At 56.6% G+C, this 15,312-nt stretch carries 16 protein-coding genes; 9 read left to right on the top strand and 7 right to left on the bottom strand.

Translation table 11 applies throughout. From position 1 onward, the window contains the following. Positions 1-4 precede the first annotated feature (4 nt). Positions 5-1,279 carry a M48 family metalloprotease gene (locus Q675_RS27135; protein ID WP_031211286.1) on the bottom strand — a complete coding sequence of 425 codons (1,275 nt, stop codon included), beginning with the start codon at positions 1,277-1,279 and terminating at the stop codon, positions 5-7. 167 nt (positions 1,280-1,446) lie between these two features. On the opposite strand from Q675_RS27135, the gene Q675_RS27130 reads away from it, so the two are divergent. From Q675_RS27130 to Q675_RS27100, 7 genes are all read left to right on the top strand, one after another. After that, complete coding sequence (locus Q675_RS27130; RefSeq protein WP_014421798.1) at positions 1,447-2,187, top strand: DUF599 domain-containing protein; 741 nt, start codon at positions 1,447-1,449, stop codon at positions 2,185-2,187. A gap of 18 nt (positions 2,188-2,205) precedes the next feature. After that, a complete protein-coding gene (locus Q675_RS27125) occupies positions 2,206-2,676 on the top strand; it encodes a PaaI family thioesterase (protein WP_011784562.1) in 471 nt (156 codons plus the stop codon). Then, entirely contained in the window at positions 2,673-3,107 is a 435-nt protein-coding gene (locus Q675_RS27120) for a PaaI family thioesterase (RefSeq protein ID WP_011784563.1), read from the top strand. The genes Q675_RS27125 and Q675_RS27120 overlap by 4 nt, the downstream gene beginning before the upstream one ends. A 101-nt stretch (positions 3,108-3,208) precedes the next feature. Continuing rightward, positions 3,209-5,101, top strand: coding sequence for a molecular chaperone HtpG (gene htpG, locus Q675_RS27115; protein ID WP_023011091.1), 1,893 nt, complete (start codon positions 3,209-3,211; stop codon positions 5,099-5,101). Positions 5,102-5,114: 13 nt separating this feature from the next. Continuing rightward, a complete protein-coding gene (locus Q675_RS27110; RefSeq protein ID WP_022992538.1) occupies positions 5,115-5,333 on the top strand; it encodes a DUF2835 domain-containing protein in 219 nt (72 codons plus the stop codon). 350 nt (positions 5,334-5,683) lie between these two features. Beyond that, positions 5,684-7,855 (top strand): catalase/peroxidase HPI, encoded by a 2,172-nt coding sequence (gene katG / locus Q675_RS27105; RefSeq protein ID WP_022992537.1) that lies wholly within the window; start codon positions 5,684-5,686, stop codon positions 7,853-7,855. Between the two features lie 150 nt (positions 7,856-8,005). Continuing rightward, the gene (locus Q675_RS27100; RefSeq protein ID WP_023011090.1) at positions 8,006-8,983 is read left to right on the top strand and encodes a tRNA dihydrouridine synthase; all 978 of its coding nucleotides are present in this window, start codon (positions 8,006-8,008) and stop codon (positions 8,981-8,983) included. On the opposite strand, the gene Q675_RS27095 is transcribed toward Q675_RS27100, so the two are convergent. Then, entirely contained in the window at positions 8,980-9,999 is a 1,020-nt protein-coding gene (locus Q675_RS27095) for a class I fructose-bisphosphate aldolase (RefSeq protein ID WP_023011089.1), read from the bottom strand. The genes Q675_RS27100 and Q675_RS27095 overlap by 4 nt on opposite strands. A 150-nt stretch (positions 10,000-10,149) precedes the next feature. Here Q675_RS27095 and Q675_RS27090 point away from each other — a divergent pair, with 150 nt between their 5' ends. Then, on the top strand, positions 10,150-12,204 hold the full coding sequence (locus Q675_RS27090) for a dehydrogenase (protein ID WP_023011088.1): 2,055 nt from the start codon (positions 10,150-10,152) through the stop codon (positions 12,202-12,204). Positions 12,205-12,211: 7 nt separating this feature from the next. Here Q675_RS27090 and Q675_RS27085 read toward each other — a convergent pair whose 3' ends face one another. From Q675_RS27085 to Q675_RS27075, 3 genes are all read right to left on the bottom strand, one after another. Then, positions 12,212-12,697: a GNAT family N-acetyltransferase gene (locus tag Q675_RS27085; RefSeq protein ID WP_022992533.1), complete on the bottom strand. Its 486-nt coding sequence runs from the start codon at positions 12,695-12,697 to the stop codon at positions 12,212-12,214. A gap of 6 nt (positions 12,698-12,703) precedes the next feature. Then, entirely contained in the window at positions 12,704-13,036 is a 333-nt protein-coding gene (locus tag Q675_RS27080) for an SMR family transporter (RefSeq protein ID WP_022992532.1), read from the bottom strand. Between the two features lie 72 nt (positions 13,037-13,108). Continuing rightward, positions 13,109-13,798, bottom strand: a complete 690-nt coding sequence (locus Q675_RS27075; protein ID WP_022992531.1) for an aspartate/glutamate racemase family protein — start codon at positions 13,796-13,798, stop codon at positions 13,109-13,111. Positions 13,799-14,017: 219 nt separating this feature from the next. Between Q675_RS27075 and Q675_RS38630 the strand changes: the two genes are divergently transcribed. After that, complete coding sequence (locus tag Q675_RS38630) at positions 14,018-14,212, top strand: CCGSCS motif protein (protein WP_081432062.1); 195 nt, start codon at positions 14,018-14,020, stop codon at positions 14,210-14,212. A gap of 38 nt (positions 14,213-14,250) precedes the next feature. Here Q675_RS38630 and Q675_RS27070 read toward each other — a convergent pair whose 3' ends face one another. Both Q675_RS27070 and Q675_RS27065 read right to left on the bottom strand, forming a co-directional pair. Further along, positions 14,251-14,658: a hypothetical protein gene (locus Q675_RS27070; RefSeq protein ID WP_022992529.1), complete on the bottom strand. Its 408-nt coding sequence runs from the start codon at positions 14,656-14,658 to the stop codon at positions 14,251-14,253. 69 nt (positions 14,659-14,727) lie between these two features. After that, a complete protein-coding gene (locus tag Q675_RS27065) occupies positions 14,728-15,213 on the bottom strand; it encodes a hypothetical protein (protein WP_023011087.1) in 486 nt (161 codons plus the stop codon). Positions 15,214-15,312: the final 99 nt, after the last annotated feature.

Here is a 15,312-nt window from a genome sequence, read left to right as displayed (position 1 = left end):
ACAGCTATTCGTTGAGTTCGGCCAGCTTGCGCTGAGCTTCAGCACCCACATCACCACCGGCCTCAGCGGCGGTGGAGTAATAGGCTACTGCCTCCCTGCGTTGGCCCTGTTGCCGCGCGATATCACCCAGGCGGAGATAGGCAATGGAAGTCGGTACCACCTGATTGGCTTTCTCCAGATGGGTTTTTGCCTTGCCAAGGTTGTTCAGCTCCAGTTCGTTCAAACCGCTGTACAGCTGATACTGGAACATCTCCGGGTAGAGCGATACGGCCTTGTCAAAGTCGGCTTTGGCCTTCTCCGGCTGCTCCATGCCGCGATAGATTCGGCCGCGCAGGGCAAAGAACATGGCTTCCCGGGGCTCCAGCTTGATGGCCTTGTTTACCTGATCAAGAGCCGCTTCAAACTTGCCTTCCGACGCCAGCTTCATGGCTTCATCGTGGGCATCGTAGGCCGGCTGAAGTTCCTTGAGCTTTGCGATACGGCGCTGGTAAACGTCCCGGCCACGATAACCACCGGCACCGATTTTCTGCACCAGTTCCTGGTTTTCCTGAACCCGTTTTGCAGAGGGCGGGTGTGTAGCGAACAGGCCATCCAGCCATCCGCTCTGGCGCCCTTCGGATAACTTCAGAAACAGCTGTTGCAGCTCCACGGCAGCTTGCGGATCATAGCCGGCTTCTTTCATATATCGGATACCGTAGGCATCGGATTCCAGTTCATCCCCCTGGCTGTATTGCGCCAGTGCCAGCTGTGCACCCAGAGCCGCACCCCCCATGATCAGCCCGGCCCACTCGTTGTCTGAAAGGGCGAATCCCAGCCCGGCCACCCCGGCGCTGATCAACATGCCCTGTTGCATCCGCTGCACGCTGTGGCGGGCCGCCGCATGAACAATCTCGTGGCCCAGCACCGATGCCAACTGGGCTTCATCCTCCAGCTCCACCAGCAGGCCCCGGTTGATGGCTATCTTGCCGCCGGGCAGGGCCCAGGCATTGGGTACGCTGTTATTGAGCACCACAAACTCATAGGGAAGGTCTGGTCGGTCACTCACGCGCGCCAGCTTCTGGCCCACATCACGCACATAAATGGACAGCTCCGGGTCTATATAGAAGCGGCCGCCCTGGGTCTGTTGCGTGGGTGTGTACTGTTCCGCCCCGAGAGCCAGCTCCTGGTTCTCGGAAATCAGCGACAGCTGCTTCTCCCCGGTTACCGGGTTCACCGAGCATCCGCCCAACCCGGTCAGGGCGAGGGCGATTGCCGCTATTGCTAGATATCTGGTCAACATTCCGGGTCTCACTTATGGCTCCTTAGCGTTGGGGTAAGTTTATAGCACAGACCGGTTTCCGTCGTCGGCCCCGCCCGGCCGACAGTGGCCGGAGCGCGCCCCTTGGCGTATCATAACGGAAGTTATCGCCCCATTTATCTCCCCAATCCAGGCTTTTTAACCACCCAATGAGCTACTATCTGGAATTTCTGGCACTGATCTGGTTTTTTGTCTGCTGGGGAGGGTATACCTGGTATTCGCGCAATCGCGCCAATTCGCGCTCGTGCCTGTCGAACACCCTGGATTTATACCGGGAAGACTGGATGCGGGTCATGCTCAAGCGTGAAAACCGCATTTCAGACGCGTCGGTTGTCGGTAACCTGGAACGCAACGGTGCTTTTTTTGCCTCCAGCTGTCTGCTGATTCTCGCCGGTATTATCACCGCTCTGGGCTATACCAGCGAGGCCATGGAAATTTTCGCCACCATGCCATTTTCCGCCGTACCCAGCCGTGAAATCTGGGAATTGCGATTGGTGGTGTTGCTGGTGGTCTTCATTTACGCGTTTTTCAAGTTCACCTGGTCCATGAGAATGTACAACTTTGTGGCCGTCATGATTGGCAGTGCACCCCTGCCGGATGACAGCAAAACCAGCCCGGCAGCCAGGGAAGCTTTTGCCCGCAGTGCCGGCAACATCTGTAATCTGGCCGGCGACGCCTTTAACCTCGGCCTGCGCTCTTACTACTATGCGCTGGCGGTGGTGGCCTGGTTCATTCATCCGGTGGCCTTTATGGCTGCCTCAACCCTGGTGGTGTACGTACTCTACCGCCGAGAATTCCACTCAGATGCATTATCCGCCCTGCGCGACGGCAAGGTCTTCGAAGAAGCCATACCCGCCCGTGCCGATGCGGACGTAAAATCCAAGAACTGATCTGCAGGACAGTCCTGAATGAATGATGAAACCCGAATAAACCGGGTTAACCGGTTTATCAGTACGCTCAACCAGGCAAGGGAACTGGGTCTGAACGCAACGGAGGCGGGTGAAGGCTATCTGGTTATGGAGCTGCCTTACAGCGACAGGATTATTGGCAACCCGGACACTGGAGTTATCCATGGTGGCGCTATCACGACCCTGATGGACACCGCCTCCGGTTCGGTAATGATCTGTGGTCTGGATGAATTTGAGCTGTGTCCGACCCTGGATCTCAGAGTGGATTACATGCGCCCGGCGGAGCCCCGGAAGCCGGTGTACGCGAGGGCAGAGACCTACAAGATCACCCGTAACATCATCTTTACGCGCTGCGAGGCCTATCAGGAGGGGGGTGAAACCATCGCCAATTGCGTGGGCACCTTCATGCGCATTGGCAAAGAAGCCACGCCGAAATCCTATCGCGACCTGATCACCGGAGGTGAGGAATGACCGACCCGGAAATTCTGCGCTACACCCAGGAAACCGGCGACTTCTCGCGCATGATGGAGAGTATCCCGTACGCCAGCTGGATTGGCCTGCAGTGCGACCGATTTGGTGATGACCTGATCTTCCGCCTGCCCGCAAAGGAAGAGAACCTGGGCAATCCGATCCTGCCGGCCATTCATGGCGGTGTGATTGGTGGTTTCATGGAAATGTCCGCGGCGATCTACCTGATTATGTCCCAGGACACCTTCCGCATGCCCCGAATTGTCGATTTCTCCCTCGACTATCTTCGGGCCGGCCTGAACCGGGAAACTTACGCCGAGTGCCGGCTTACCCGCCAGGGTAACCGCGTGGCCAACGTGATGATCTCCGCCTGGCAGAAGTCTCGCTCCCAGCCCATCGCCACCGCCCGAGCTCACTTCCTGCTCGAAGACTGATTTTGGGTGCTCGCCGGGGTTGAAATACTCCGGCCAACCCCCACTCTCTTGCTCATAAAACTGTTTCTTTATTTGTGACACAGCAGGAGACCAAACCAGCCATGACGGTAGAAGCCAACAAAGAGACCCTGGGATTCCAGACCGAAGTGAAGCAACTGCTTCACCTGATGATCCACTCTCTGTACTCGAACAAAGAGATCTTCCTTCGTGAGCTTATCTCTAACGCCTCAGACGCCGAAGACAAACTGCGCTTCGCTGCCCTGAAAGACGACAAGCTGTTTGAAGGCGATTCCGACCTCAAGATTCGCCTGGATTACGATAAAGATGCCGGCACCATCACCATCGCCGACAACGGCATCGGTATGACCCGTGACGATGTGATCGCCAACCTGGGCACCATCGCCAAGTCCGGCACCGCCGAGTTCCTCAAGCAACTGTCTGGCGACGAGAAAAAAGACAGCAAGCTGATCGGTCAGTTCGGTGTTGGTTTCTACTCCGCGTTCATCGTGGCGGACAAAGTGGAAGTGTTCACCCGCAAGGCGGGCGAGCCTGCCGACAACGGCGTGCACTGGGAATCCAAGGGCGATGGCGAGTTCACCATCGAGCCGGCGACTCGTGAGCAGCGTGGTACCGAAATCGTGCTGCACCTGAAAACCGAGGATAAAGAGTTTGCCGATGGCTGGAAGCTGCGCAGCCTGGTGAAGAAGTACTCTGACCACATCTCGTTCCCGGTGGTAATGAAGGCCGAATCGGAAGAAGAGGACAAGAAGGGCGAAGAAGAGACGGTAAACGATGCCACCGCCCTGTGGACATTGCCTCGTACCGAGATCAAAGACGAAGAGTACAAGGAATTCTACAAACACATCGCCCACGATTTTGAAGACCCGCTGACCTGGTCCCACAACAAGGTAGAAGGCAAGCTGGACTACACCAGCCTGCTGTACATCCCCAAGCGCGCGCCGTTCGACCTGTACAACCGGGAAGCGCCCCGTGGCCTGAAACTGTACGTGCAGCGCGTGTTCATCATGGACGACGCCGAGCAGTTCCTGCCGCTGTACCTGCGGTTCGCCAAGGGCGTAATCGATTCCAACGATCTGTCCCTGAACGTATCGCGGGAAATCCTGCAGAACGACAGCACCGTGGAGAGCATCCGCACCGCCATGACCAAACGGGTGCTGGATATGCTGTCCAAGCTGGCCAAGAAAGGCGGCGACGAATACCAGGGCTTCTGGGACGAGTTTGGTACCGTTCTGAAAGAAGGCCCGGCAGAAGACTTCAGCAACCGCGAGAAAATCGCCGGCCTGCTGCGCTTCGCGTCCACCCATACCGGTGAAGCCACCCAGAATGTGTCCCTGGATGATTACATCAGCCGGATGAAGGACGGTCAGAGCAAGATCTACTACATCACCGGCGACAACTTTGCCGCCGCCAAGAGCAGCCCGCACCTGGAAGTATTCCGCAAGAAGGGCATCGAGGTGCTCATCCTGTCTGATCGTATCGATGAGTGGATGATGGGTTACCTGAACGAATACGACGGCAAGCAGTTCCAGGATGTCGCACGTGGTGACCTGGACCTGGGCGAGGTAGAAACCGAGGAAGACAAGAAGCACCAGGAAGAAGCCGCCAAGGAACACAAGGATCTGCTGGAGCGAATCAAGGCCGCCCTGGAAGACCAGGTACAGGAAGTGCGGGTAACCAACCGCCTGACCGATTCGCCGGCGTGCCTGGTGGTGGGCCAGTTCGATATGGGTGCCCAGATGAAGAAGATCATGGAAGCCGCCGGCCAGAAGGTGCCGGAGAGCAAGCCGATCTTCGAAATCAATGTGGACCATCCGCTGGTACAGCGGCTGGAAACCGAGCAGGGTGAAGAGCGCTTCAAGGAACTGTCTGCCGTGCTGTTCGACCAGGCCACCCTGGCCAGTGGTGAGCAGCTGAAAGACCCGGGCGCCTATGTGAGCCGCCTGAACCGACTGTTGCTCGAACTGGCCAACTGAGACAGACGCGCCAATGCAGCAGATCATTGTGGACATCAGCATCAGCCCTGATGAGTGGATCAAGCTCTATCAGGGCGTGGCCACCGATGTTCACACCACGGCCCGGGACGGACGTTTTGTCCGCTTCCCGGCCCGTATCCTCTCCCGTTTTTTCCTCAATGACGGCGTACGCGGCAGCTTTCGCATCCTGTTTGACGATGCCGGGAAGTTCACTTCTATCGAGCGCCTTTAGTCGATAAATAAAAGCTCTCGTAAATTTATTTTTAATTAATTGTTCCTCTTGATGGCGTCGGCGGTAAGGTAACGGTGTTCTCGTTAACACAGGAGTTGCCCTATGTCAGCGTTGTCCTATCTCACATCGGTAGCATGGAGTGACTCTCTGGGAATTCTGGCCGATTACTGCGGGAATTATGCGATTGCCCAGTGAGTTACAGATTTGCCAGTGAAGCGGGAGAGTCGATAGTCCTTCACTATTCTGGCGGTAGGAAACATTCAAGCAGCCAACTGTGAATGATCTATATTGATAGTTGCTCTTGAATGATAAACGCCTTTTTGCCAATGACGCAGAAGCAGGAGAGTACGATGAGTGAGACGAATTCTGGTGGTAAGTGCCCGGTTATGCACGGTGCTAATTCAACTGAAAATCGCGATGTCATGAACTGGTGGCCGGAGGCGCTGAACCTCGACATCCTTCACCAGCACGATCGCAAGACCAATCCCCTGGGCGAAGACTTTGACTATCGCGAAGAAGTCAAAAAGCTCGACTTCGAAGCCGTCAAAAAAGACCTGCACGCCCTGATGACAGACAGCCAGGACTGGTGGCCGGCAGACTGGGGCCACTACGGCGGCTTGATGATTCGTATGTCCTGGCACGCAGCGGGCACCTACCGTATCCAGGATGGCCGTGGCGGCGGTGGCACCGGTAACCAGCGCTTCGCACCGCTGAATTCCTGGCCCGATAACGTCAGCCTGGACAAAGCCCGCCGCCTGCTGTGGCCGATCAAGAAAAAGTACGGTAACAAACTGAGCTGGGCTGACCTGATTATCCTGGCCGGTACGGTGGCTTATGAGTCTATGGGTCTGCCGTCTTACGGCTTCTCCTTCGGCCGTGAGGACATCTGGCACCCGGAAAAAGACATCTACTGGGGCAACGAGAAAGAGTGGCTGGCTCCGTCTGACGAGCGTTACGACGACGTAGAAAAGCCAGACACCATGGAAAACCCGCTTGCCGCGGTTCAGATGGGTCTGATCTACGTAAACCCGGAAGGTGTAAACGGCCAGCCGGATCCGATCAAGACCGGTGAACAGATTCGCGTAACCTTTGCCCGTATGGCGATGGACGATGAAGAAACCGCAGCCCTGACAGCCGGTGGCCACACCGTTGGTAAGTGTCACGGTAACGGTGACGCAGGTGCCCTCGGCCCTGAGCCGGAAGCGGCTGATGTAGAAGAGCAGGGTTTAGGCTGGAGCAACCCGAACATGAAGGGTAAGGCCGCCAATGCCGTGACTTCCGGTATTGAAGGTGCCTGGACCACTCATCCGACCAAGTTCGATATGGGTTACTTTGACCTTCTGTTCGGCTACGAGTGGGAGCTCAAGAAGAGCCCGGCCGGCGCCTGGCAGTGGGAACCGGTCAATATAAAGGAAGAGGACAAGCCGCAGGATGCCAGCGACCCGTCCAAGCGCCACAATCCGATCATGACCGATGCGGATATGGCCATGAAGATGGATCCGAAGTACCGCGCCATCTGTGAGAAGTTCATGGCAGATCCGGAATACTTCAAGGATTGCTTCGCCCGTGCATGGTTCAAGCTGACTCACCGTGACCTGGGCCCGAAGAGCCGTTACATCGGCCCGGAAGCCCCAGCAGAAGACCTGATCTGGCAGGATCCGGTACCGGCAGGCAGCACCGACTACTGCGAAGAAGTGGTCAAAGAGAAGATTGCAGACAGCGGCCTGAGCATCAGCGAGATGGTCAGCACTGCCTGGGATAGCGCCCGTACCTTCCGTGGCTCTGATATGCGCGGCGGTGCCAACGGTGCCCGTATCCGCCTGGCTCCGCAGAAAGACTGGGAAGGCAACGAGCCGGCCCGTCTGAGCAAGGTGCTCAAGGTGTACGAGCAGATCTCTGCCGAAACCGGTGCCAGCGTGGCCGATGTGATCGTACTGGCGGGTAGCGTGGGTATCGAAAAAGCAGCGAAAGCTGCCGGTTACGATGTTCGCGTACCCTTCCTGAAGGGGCGTGGTGACGCAACCGACGAGATGACTGATGCAGCGTCTTTCGAATACCTGGAACCGGTAGCCGATGGCTTCCGTAACTGGCAGAAGAAAGACTACATCGTGAAGCCGGAAGAGCTGCTGCTCGATCGCGCCCAGCTGATGGGTCTGACTGCACCGGAGATGACGGTACTGATCGGCGGTATGCGGGTGCTGGGCACCAACCATGGCGGTACCAAGCATGGTGTGTTCACAGACCGAGAGGGCCAGCTTACGAACGACTTCTTCGTGAACCTGACCGACATGGCTTACAGCTGGAAGCCGGTGGGTAACGGTACTTACGAGATCCGGGATCGCAAGACTGGCCAGACCAAGTGGACCGCTAGCCGGGTAGACCTGGTGTTCGGCTCCAACTCCATCTTGCGTTCCTACGCAGAGGTGTACGCCCAGGACGACAACGGCGAGAAGTTCGTGAAGGACTTTATCGCTGCCTGGACCAAGGTCATGAACAACGACCGCTTTGACGTACAGGCATAATCTGCCGGTAACGTTCTGAGAAGCCCCCAGCCGGGCATCCTGTTTCGGGATGCCCGGCTACCTATTTTCCCCCGAATTCCTTACAATCCGCTCCGCCTGATTTTTGATCAGTCGCACTCTGATTCACTTCTCTCAGTTTCTGGAGCCTTCATGCGAATCATCCTTGCCCCGATGGAAGGGCTGGTCGACGCACCCATCCGTGAAACCCTGACCAAAGTCGGCGGGATTGACCGGTGCGTGACGGAATTTATTCGCGTGACCCACGGCATGTTGCCGCCCCGGATTTTCTACAAGTACGCCCCGGAACTTTACAACAACGCGTTGACTGAAGTGGGCACGCCAGTGGCCGTTCAACTGCTGGGCTCCAACGCTGAAATGATGGGCCGTCACGGTGCCAAGGCTGCGGAGCTCGGAGCAGGGCAGGTGGACATCAACTTCGGCTGCCCGGCCAAGACGGTGAACAAACACAAGGGCGGCTGTGTACTGATGCGCGAGCCGGAGCTGATGTATGAAATCACCGCGGCCGTTCGAAAAGCCGTGCCTGCGGATGTTCCGGTCACCGCCAAGATGCGACTGGGCTATGACGACCGCTCCATGGGTGTGGCCTGTGGTCAGGCATTGGAAGCAGCAGGGGCCTCGGAAATCGTGATTCACGCCCGCAGCAAAGTAGACGGTTACAAACCGCCGGCCTACTGGGAAGAAATCGCCAGGGTACGCGAAGCGGTCAAAAGCCACGTCATCGCCAATGGCGAAATCTGGACCGTAGACGATTACTGGCGCTGCCGGAAAGTCTCCGGCTGTGACGATGTGATGATCGGCCGGGGCCTGATCGCCCGGCCGGACCTGGCGGCGCAGATCAAAGCTGCCCAGAACGGTGAAACACGGGAGCCCATGAGCTGGGCAGAGGCTGTCGTGCTGGTGCGGGAATACGCGGCCGCCCTGCAAACCCGCCTGGAAGACAAATATGTGACCGGCCGCATCAAGCAATGGCTCAACTACCTGCGCCAGGGCTTTGCCGAAGCCGAGGCCCTTTGGCCCCAGGCTCGTAAAATCCGGGAAGTTGAGCCCATGCTGGCCTGCCTGGATCAGCCATTAGACCTGCCGCAGCGCCACACCAACGCGGCCTAATTATCAGCTTCCATTGAGCCTAGATAATCACCGGAACGGGCCAGGCCATTGAGTCTGGCCCGTTTTTTCATGGCCGCCTGCGCAGCTTTGGCGTTTTCAAGTTTGCCTGCCCAGGCTTTCTGAGAGGGTTCCTGCAGAGCCCGGCCATAGGAGAAACTCAGCTCCCAGGGATGGTAGCCCATGCTGTTCAGCGCATTGAGGTTTTCGGTGGATTCTTCCGGCGTTTGGCCTCCGGAAAGGAAGAAAATCCCCGGCACAGCCGCAGGCACCACTCGCCGGAAAACGCTGAGCGTCGCTTCGGCAACCTGTTCAGGTGTGGCTTTGCCGGATTCCTTTCCTGGTGTCACCATGCTGGGCTTCAGCACCATGCATTCCAGGTTCACCCGGTGCCGGTGCAGGGCCTTGAACACTTCCAGCAATACGTCTTCGCTCACCTCTGCAGCCCGCTCGATAGTGTGATTTCCGTCAATCAGTACCTCCGGCTCAACAATCGGCACAATACCCATCGACTGGCACACGGCGGCGTAGCGGGCCAGCACCTCGGCGTTGGACTTGATGGCCTGGAACGAGGGCAGAGTGTCCGAGATATGGTACACATCCCGCCACTTGGCGAAGCGGGCACCCATGGCCTTGTAGTGCTCAAGCCGGGCAGCCAGGCCATCCAGCCCGTAGGTAATCTCGTCCCCTGGAGCATTCACCAGCGGGCCTTTGCCTTGGTCAACCTTGATGCCCGGCACCATACCCTGGCTGGAAAGAAGCTTCGGAATAGCGACGTCTTCCAGGCTCAGTTGTTCCAGGGTCTCTTCGTAAAGAATCACGCCACTGATGTGGTCGCCAAGACCGGGCGTGGAGAAAATAATGCTTCGGTATTCGCGCCGCGTGGCTTCCGTGGATTCCACGCCGACAGCCTTGAAGCGTTTTGCAATGGTCGGGGAGCTTTCGTCTGCGGCCAGAATGCCTTTTCCCGGTTGGACCAGATTAGCAATGGTGGCGTTAAGTTCTTCCTGAATGGTCATGGAGCCTCCCTGAATCGGACTGGGGTTTGAGGATTCGATACAGCATGAGTTTAGCCGGTTATTTTGTGCCCGCTATTTGATCTGAGCTAAAGCAGCCGAGCGCACCATCTTCTAAACTGATTGCATAACAAAACAACAAGGATGCCCGCCATGAAAACGGTCGTTAGTGTCAGCCAGGGATCATCGGAATACGATTACGAACTGGAAACCACGTTCCTGGAACAGCCGTTCCGGATTATTCGGGTGGGCACGGATGGCAACCTGGAACGTGCCGAAGCCGTGCTGGATTCGGTTCGCGGGGAGGCCGATGCCATTGGCCTGAGCATGATTCATGATCACTACCAGGTGGGCCGTGAACAGCTGGAACATCCCGATACGGCTCGCCTTGAGGCCTGTATTCCGGACAAACCGGTGACGACCGGTGCAGGCCTCCGGGGTATCTTGCAGGAATGGGCGGTACGCCATACGCAGACTGAGCTGGGGCACTTTTTTGACAACGCCCGGGTACTGTTTCTGAATGGCCAGGCTGGCTACCGAATTGCCAAGGCGTTGTCTGAACACACCGATAACCTGTTTTTTGCCGACCCCTATCTGGATTTCGGTGTACCGAGACTGCTGACTTCCCTGCGCCAACTCGAAACCTATACATCGCTGACCGCTCCGGTGACTTTTCGTCCTGCGGCGGTCAAGCTCATTGAAGCTCTGCACAAAACACCAATTTACCGCATGGGTGAAAAGCTCATTCGCGGCTCTTTACATGAGTCGGTGAAGGATTCCCATGTGATTGTAGGTGCCATGGGAGATCTGGAAGCTTTCTCGGAAAAGGAGCTGGACGGTAAAACCGTGATCACCTCCCGGGTTACGGAGTCTGCCCTGGACTGGTTCCGCTCCCGGAAAGTCGCCATGGTAGTGGACTACAGTCCCTGGCTGGAAGGTCGGCCCGTGGGCGTGAATGTGATGGAGGCGATGATTAGTGCGGCCTTGTCTCGCACGCCGGAGCAGCTGGGCGCAGATGACTTCCTGGACGTTATTCAAACCCTGGGAATTGAGCCGCGGATTCTGTACCCCAACGGCTATCGGCGGGTAAACCGCTTTGCCTTCGTGATTCATCCGTTGTCTCAGCAGTATCTGACCAAAACTCCGCCGCTGGACTGGATTGCCAATGTTTCTCCGCCCACCGTGATGAACCTGGTGGAAAAGGCCGTGGCTTACGCCCCGCCTTTCATTTATTCCAAGGTGAGCGGCATCAAATCCCCCACCGGAGACGAAGCCGAGGGTTGGTTGATCACCGTAGGTGGCACCCCCAGGGAAATCATGGCCCACGGCCCGGAGTTTACTTACAGCCGGTTGTTGGCGGCGGCAAAACTGGCCAAGAAACTTGGGGCCCAGATTATGGGACTGGGTGCCTTCACCAAAGTGGTGGGTGACGCCGGCATCACCGTGGCCAAACGAGCACCGTTACCAATCACCACGGGTAACAGCTACAGTGCCTCCGGCGCGCTCTGGGCCGCCCACGACGCCGCCAAAAAAGTCGGCCGCGTGAGTATTGGTAAGAGCGGCAAAATGGCTGGTAAGGCGATGGTGGTCGGGGCCACAGGCGCCATTGGTTCTGTGTGCGCGCGCCTGCTGGCAAAAGCCGTGGATGAAATCTACATGGTTGCTCCGGAGGCGGCGAAGTTACTTGCACTGAAAGAAAGCATCGAACTGGAAACACCGGGGGCCATCGTTCACGTGTCCGCGACCACGGATCGGGATCTTTCCGAAATGGATATGGTGGTTACCGCTACGTCCGGGGCCGGTAAACGCATCCTGGACATCATGCAGGTGAAACCCGGCTGTGTGATCACCGATGTGGCCCGGCCATTGGATATCCCGGCGGGGGATGTGGCCAAGCGGCCAGATGTGCTGGTAATCGAATCCGGGGAAATCCAGCTACCGGGAGACGTGCGCATGAAGGACATCGGCTTGCCCCGGGGCATCGCCTACGCCTGTCTGGCGGAGACGATTGTGCTGGCGCTGGAAGCTAGATTCGAGAACTTCACTCTCGGCCGAAATATTGAATGGGAGAAGGTGCGGGAGATCTACAAGCTCGGGCTCAAGCACGGCATGGAGCTGGCCGCCATATCCGGCGTGAATGGTGTGTTTACCGAGGAGGACTTTGAGCGGGTGCGGACTCTGGCCGAAGAGGCCGAAGAGCCCGCTTGAGTCAAGGTTAGGTGTCGAGTTTTTTGCGCATCAGATAACGCAGGAACTGGGCGCCACGCACCGTGACACGCTGTTCATCCACCACCTCAAAACCGTGGCGCTCGAAGAAGGGCCGAGCGACCACGCTGGCCTCGGTCTTGAGTTCTGTGACGCCCAGCTCTTTGAGCTGCTGCTCTGCCTCGTGATAAAGGGCAGAAGCAATGCCGCGACGAGCATAATTCGGGGCAGTAAACACCAGGTCGATGTGGCCGTCTTTTTCATAGGAAATGAAACCGGCGAGATCCGAGCCTTCCTCTGCCACCAGGGTTTCCAGAGACTCCAGCCGTTCGCGCCAGGTATCCAGATGTGGCGTGCGTGAAGCCCAGGCATAACGCTGGGTTTCGTCGTAGGCACCGGCCGTGAGCTCGTGCACGGAATCGGTGAACAGGCGAACCACCGGGCTCAGATCCTGAATCCGGTATTTACGAATAGTGATCGAAGTTACGGTACTCATGTCGGTTCAGTGTGCACCTGTGTTGGAAAGCAGGTTGATAACCAATACGCCGGCTACAATCAGCAGCATACCGACAACCGCAGGAAAATCCAGCTTTTGACCGAGCAGTAACCAACCAATGAGCGAAATTAATACAATGCCCAGCCCGGCCCAGACGGCATAGGCTATCCCCACAGGGATCACCTTGATAGCCAGTGCCAGAAAATAGAAGGCCACACTGTAACCGATTACCACTACAACGCTCGGCAACAACCGGGTAAATCCTTCGCTGGATTTCAGTGCCGAGGTAGCAATCACTTCGGCCACAATGGCCAGACCAAGAAGCAGCCAGCTTTTCATAGAACGTGTTAAAACCATCACCAAGTGAATGAGGAGCTAAATAAACTGTGGTGGCTGAAACGGCTGTGCTGGTCACGCTAAGGCGTGCGCAACGGCTTGCTCCGCGTGGATGCGGGTGGTGTCGTAAAGCGAAATGGCAGTATCAGCCTGCTGCACCAATAAGCCAATTTCGGTACAACCCAGTATTACGCCTTGCGCTCCTCGTGCGGCCAGTGAGTCCAGCACCTGCAGATAGCCCTGTTTTGAAGGTTGGCGGATAATACCACGGCATAGCTCGTCATAAATCACGGTATGCACGAATTCCCTCTGCGCGTCACCCGGCACTAAAACCCGGATGCCACGGTTCTCCAGACGCTCCTTGTAGAACGCCTGTTCCATGGTGAATTTTGTGCCGAGAAGGCCGACACAATGGATCCCATCGCGATGAAGCGCATCAGCTGTCGCATCGGCGATGTGAAGCATCGGCAGGCCAGAAGCCTTCTCAATACTATCTGCCACTTTGTGCATGGTGTTCGTGCACAACACAATGAAATCGGCCCCTGCCGCGGCCAACGCCTTTCCGACCGCACCAAGAATTTCCCCGGTCGCCGCCCAGTCCCCCTGATGTTGCAGGGCTTCGATCTCGGCAAAATCCACACTGTAGAGAACCAGTCGCGCTGAGTGCAGCCCGCCCAGCTCGTCTCGCACTCTCTGGTTGATCAACTGATAGTAGGTTTGGGTGGATTCCCAGCTCATTCCACCGATGAGACCTATGGTTTTCATAGTAGTGGCTTCTTCCTTTGAAATAATTGAACCAGGCAAGCCTGCCTGGAATCCGTGCGGCTTCCGTCGAGTTCCCTGAGTCTTGGGGAAACCCCGATGGTATTGTTTTACGCATAACGCTGTATAGAGGCTCCGGCACCGGAATCAAATTTGACGTTACCTGAGGTGTAAATCGCTTGACCAAATAGATGTCCACCCAATAACATACATTAAAAATGAATGTTAAATCCAGTAGCAAACCGAGGTATCCAGATGGCCCTGTCATTCGTGAATATTTTCAAGAAAGAAGACGCAGAAACTGAAAGCAATGGCGTTGAACACGTCGAGGCAAGTGGTATTGCGGAGACGCAGAACGACGAGCCAAAAAAGGGTGGGCACGGCGAGGGCGGTACCTGCTGCGGGTCCTGTTCGTAAACCGGAGCTTGAAGTTAACCCCGGGCTGAAGCCCGGGGTTAGTTTCGACCCTTTAACACTGAATAAATCTGATACGCCGCGTGTTCTGAATCTTCAGAAGGCGCCTTTCGGTTTTTTTCCCAAGACGTCAGCAAATTCAGAACCCGTTTTTCGTCATTACTGCGGAACCCTGGCCAGTACACATAGGGCACCAGGGTCGGGCGGCTGATGAAAAACAGCGCGGCTTCCTCCGGTTTCTCTTCTATATCTCCACGCAGCCCCAGGGTGAAACGCCGGCCTTCGCTTCCGGTGAGCGACACCAGCAAGGAGTTGTTGTCATCTACGCGCCGGGCGTCACTTACCGTGATGGGCGGTTCCAGGCTGGGCACCGAGGTTATGATGTACTGAAAGATAATCAGCCCCAGGAGCAGGACAAGAAGCCCCGCCAAAGCGATCGATTTAACCATGAGTGTCTCGTGGAACCCGTTTAAAGTTGGTTTTAATGGCGAGTTGCAAGTGTAACACTACTAACTGGCTTACAAGTCTCCGGAAACTAGCCTTACCGCAACATCCCGGTATTCCGTATTTTTTTCTCTCTCATGCCTGGAGCTGAACAGATTCAGCCACTGATCCTTCGTTAGCAATACCTCTCCAGTGCCGGTAACGTTCTGGCTTACGGGATCGTAATGGCCGGCGAACTTGAAGGTGAAGTCGCTGGGGGATTCTGGCCGCGCCTTGAGCTCAAAGCCCAATGTTATTTCCGGTGAAGATACAAATCCCGTGCCTTCAGGGTCTACGTCAACTTTCAGAAGGCGCGATTGTTCCAGAAACGCCGGGCGTAATTCGGTCGGAGCGTTGCCCGGCTCTGTGGCCTGGCATTCGCAATAGCGAATCTCCAGGACCATCGCGCTGTCATTGAGGAAGTGTTCGGGAGACGGGCCGCCGGCCTGGGTCATGCCGGGAAGCAAAGACAGGGTTGTAAGGCCAAGCAAACCGAATTTGAGTGATGCGATCCTTTGCATGATTGAGCTCCATTCAAGGTTTAACCAGAGGTGTTCAAGCTATTCTGTTTTAACTTCCTTCGCAAGTTACGCCAGCCGATCGAGTAACCCTGAATGCCT

It is taken from the genome of Marinobacter sp. EN3 (assembly GCF_000475315.1).
GTDB lineage: Bacteria > Pseudomonadota > Gammaproteobacteria > Pseudomonadales > Oleiphilaceae > Marinobacter > Marinobacter nauticus.
The sequence above is the reverse complement of the archived record's forward strand: the minus strand, read 5'-3'. Positions and strand labels throughout refer to the sequence as shown.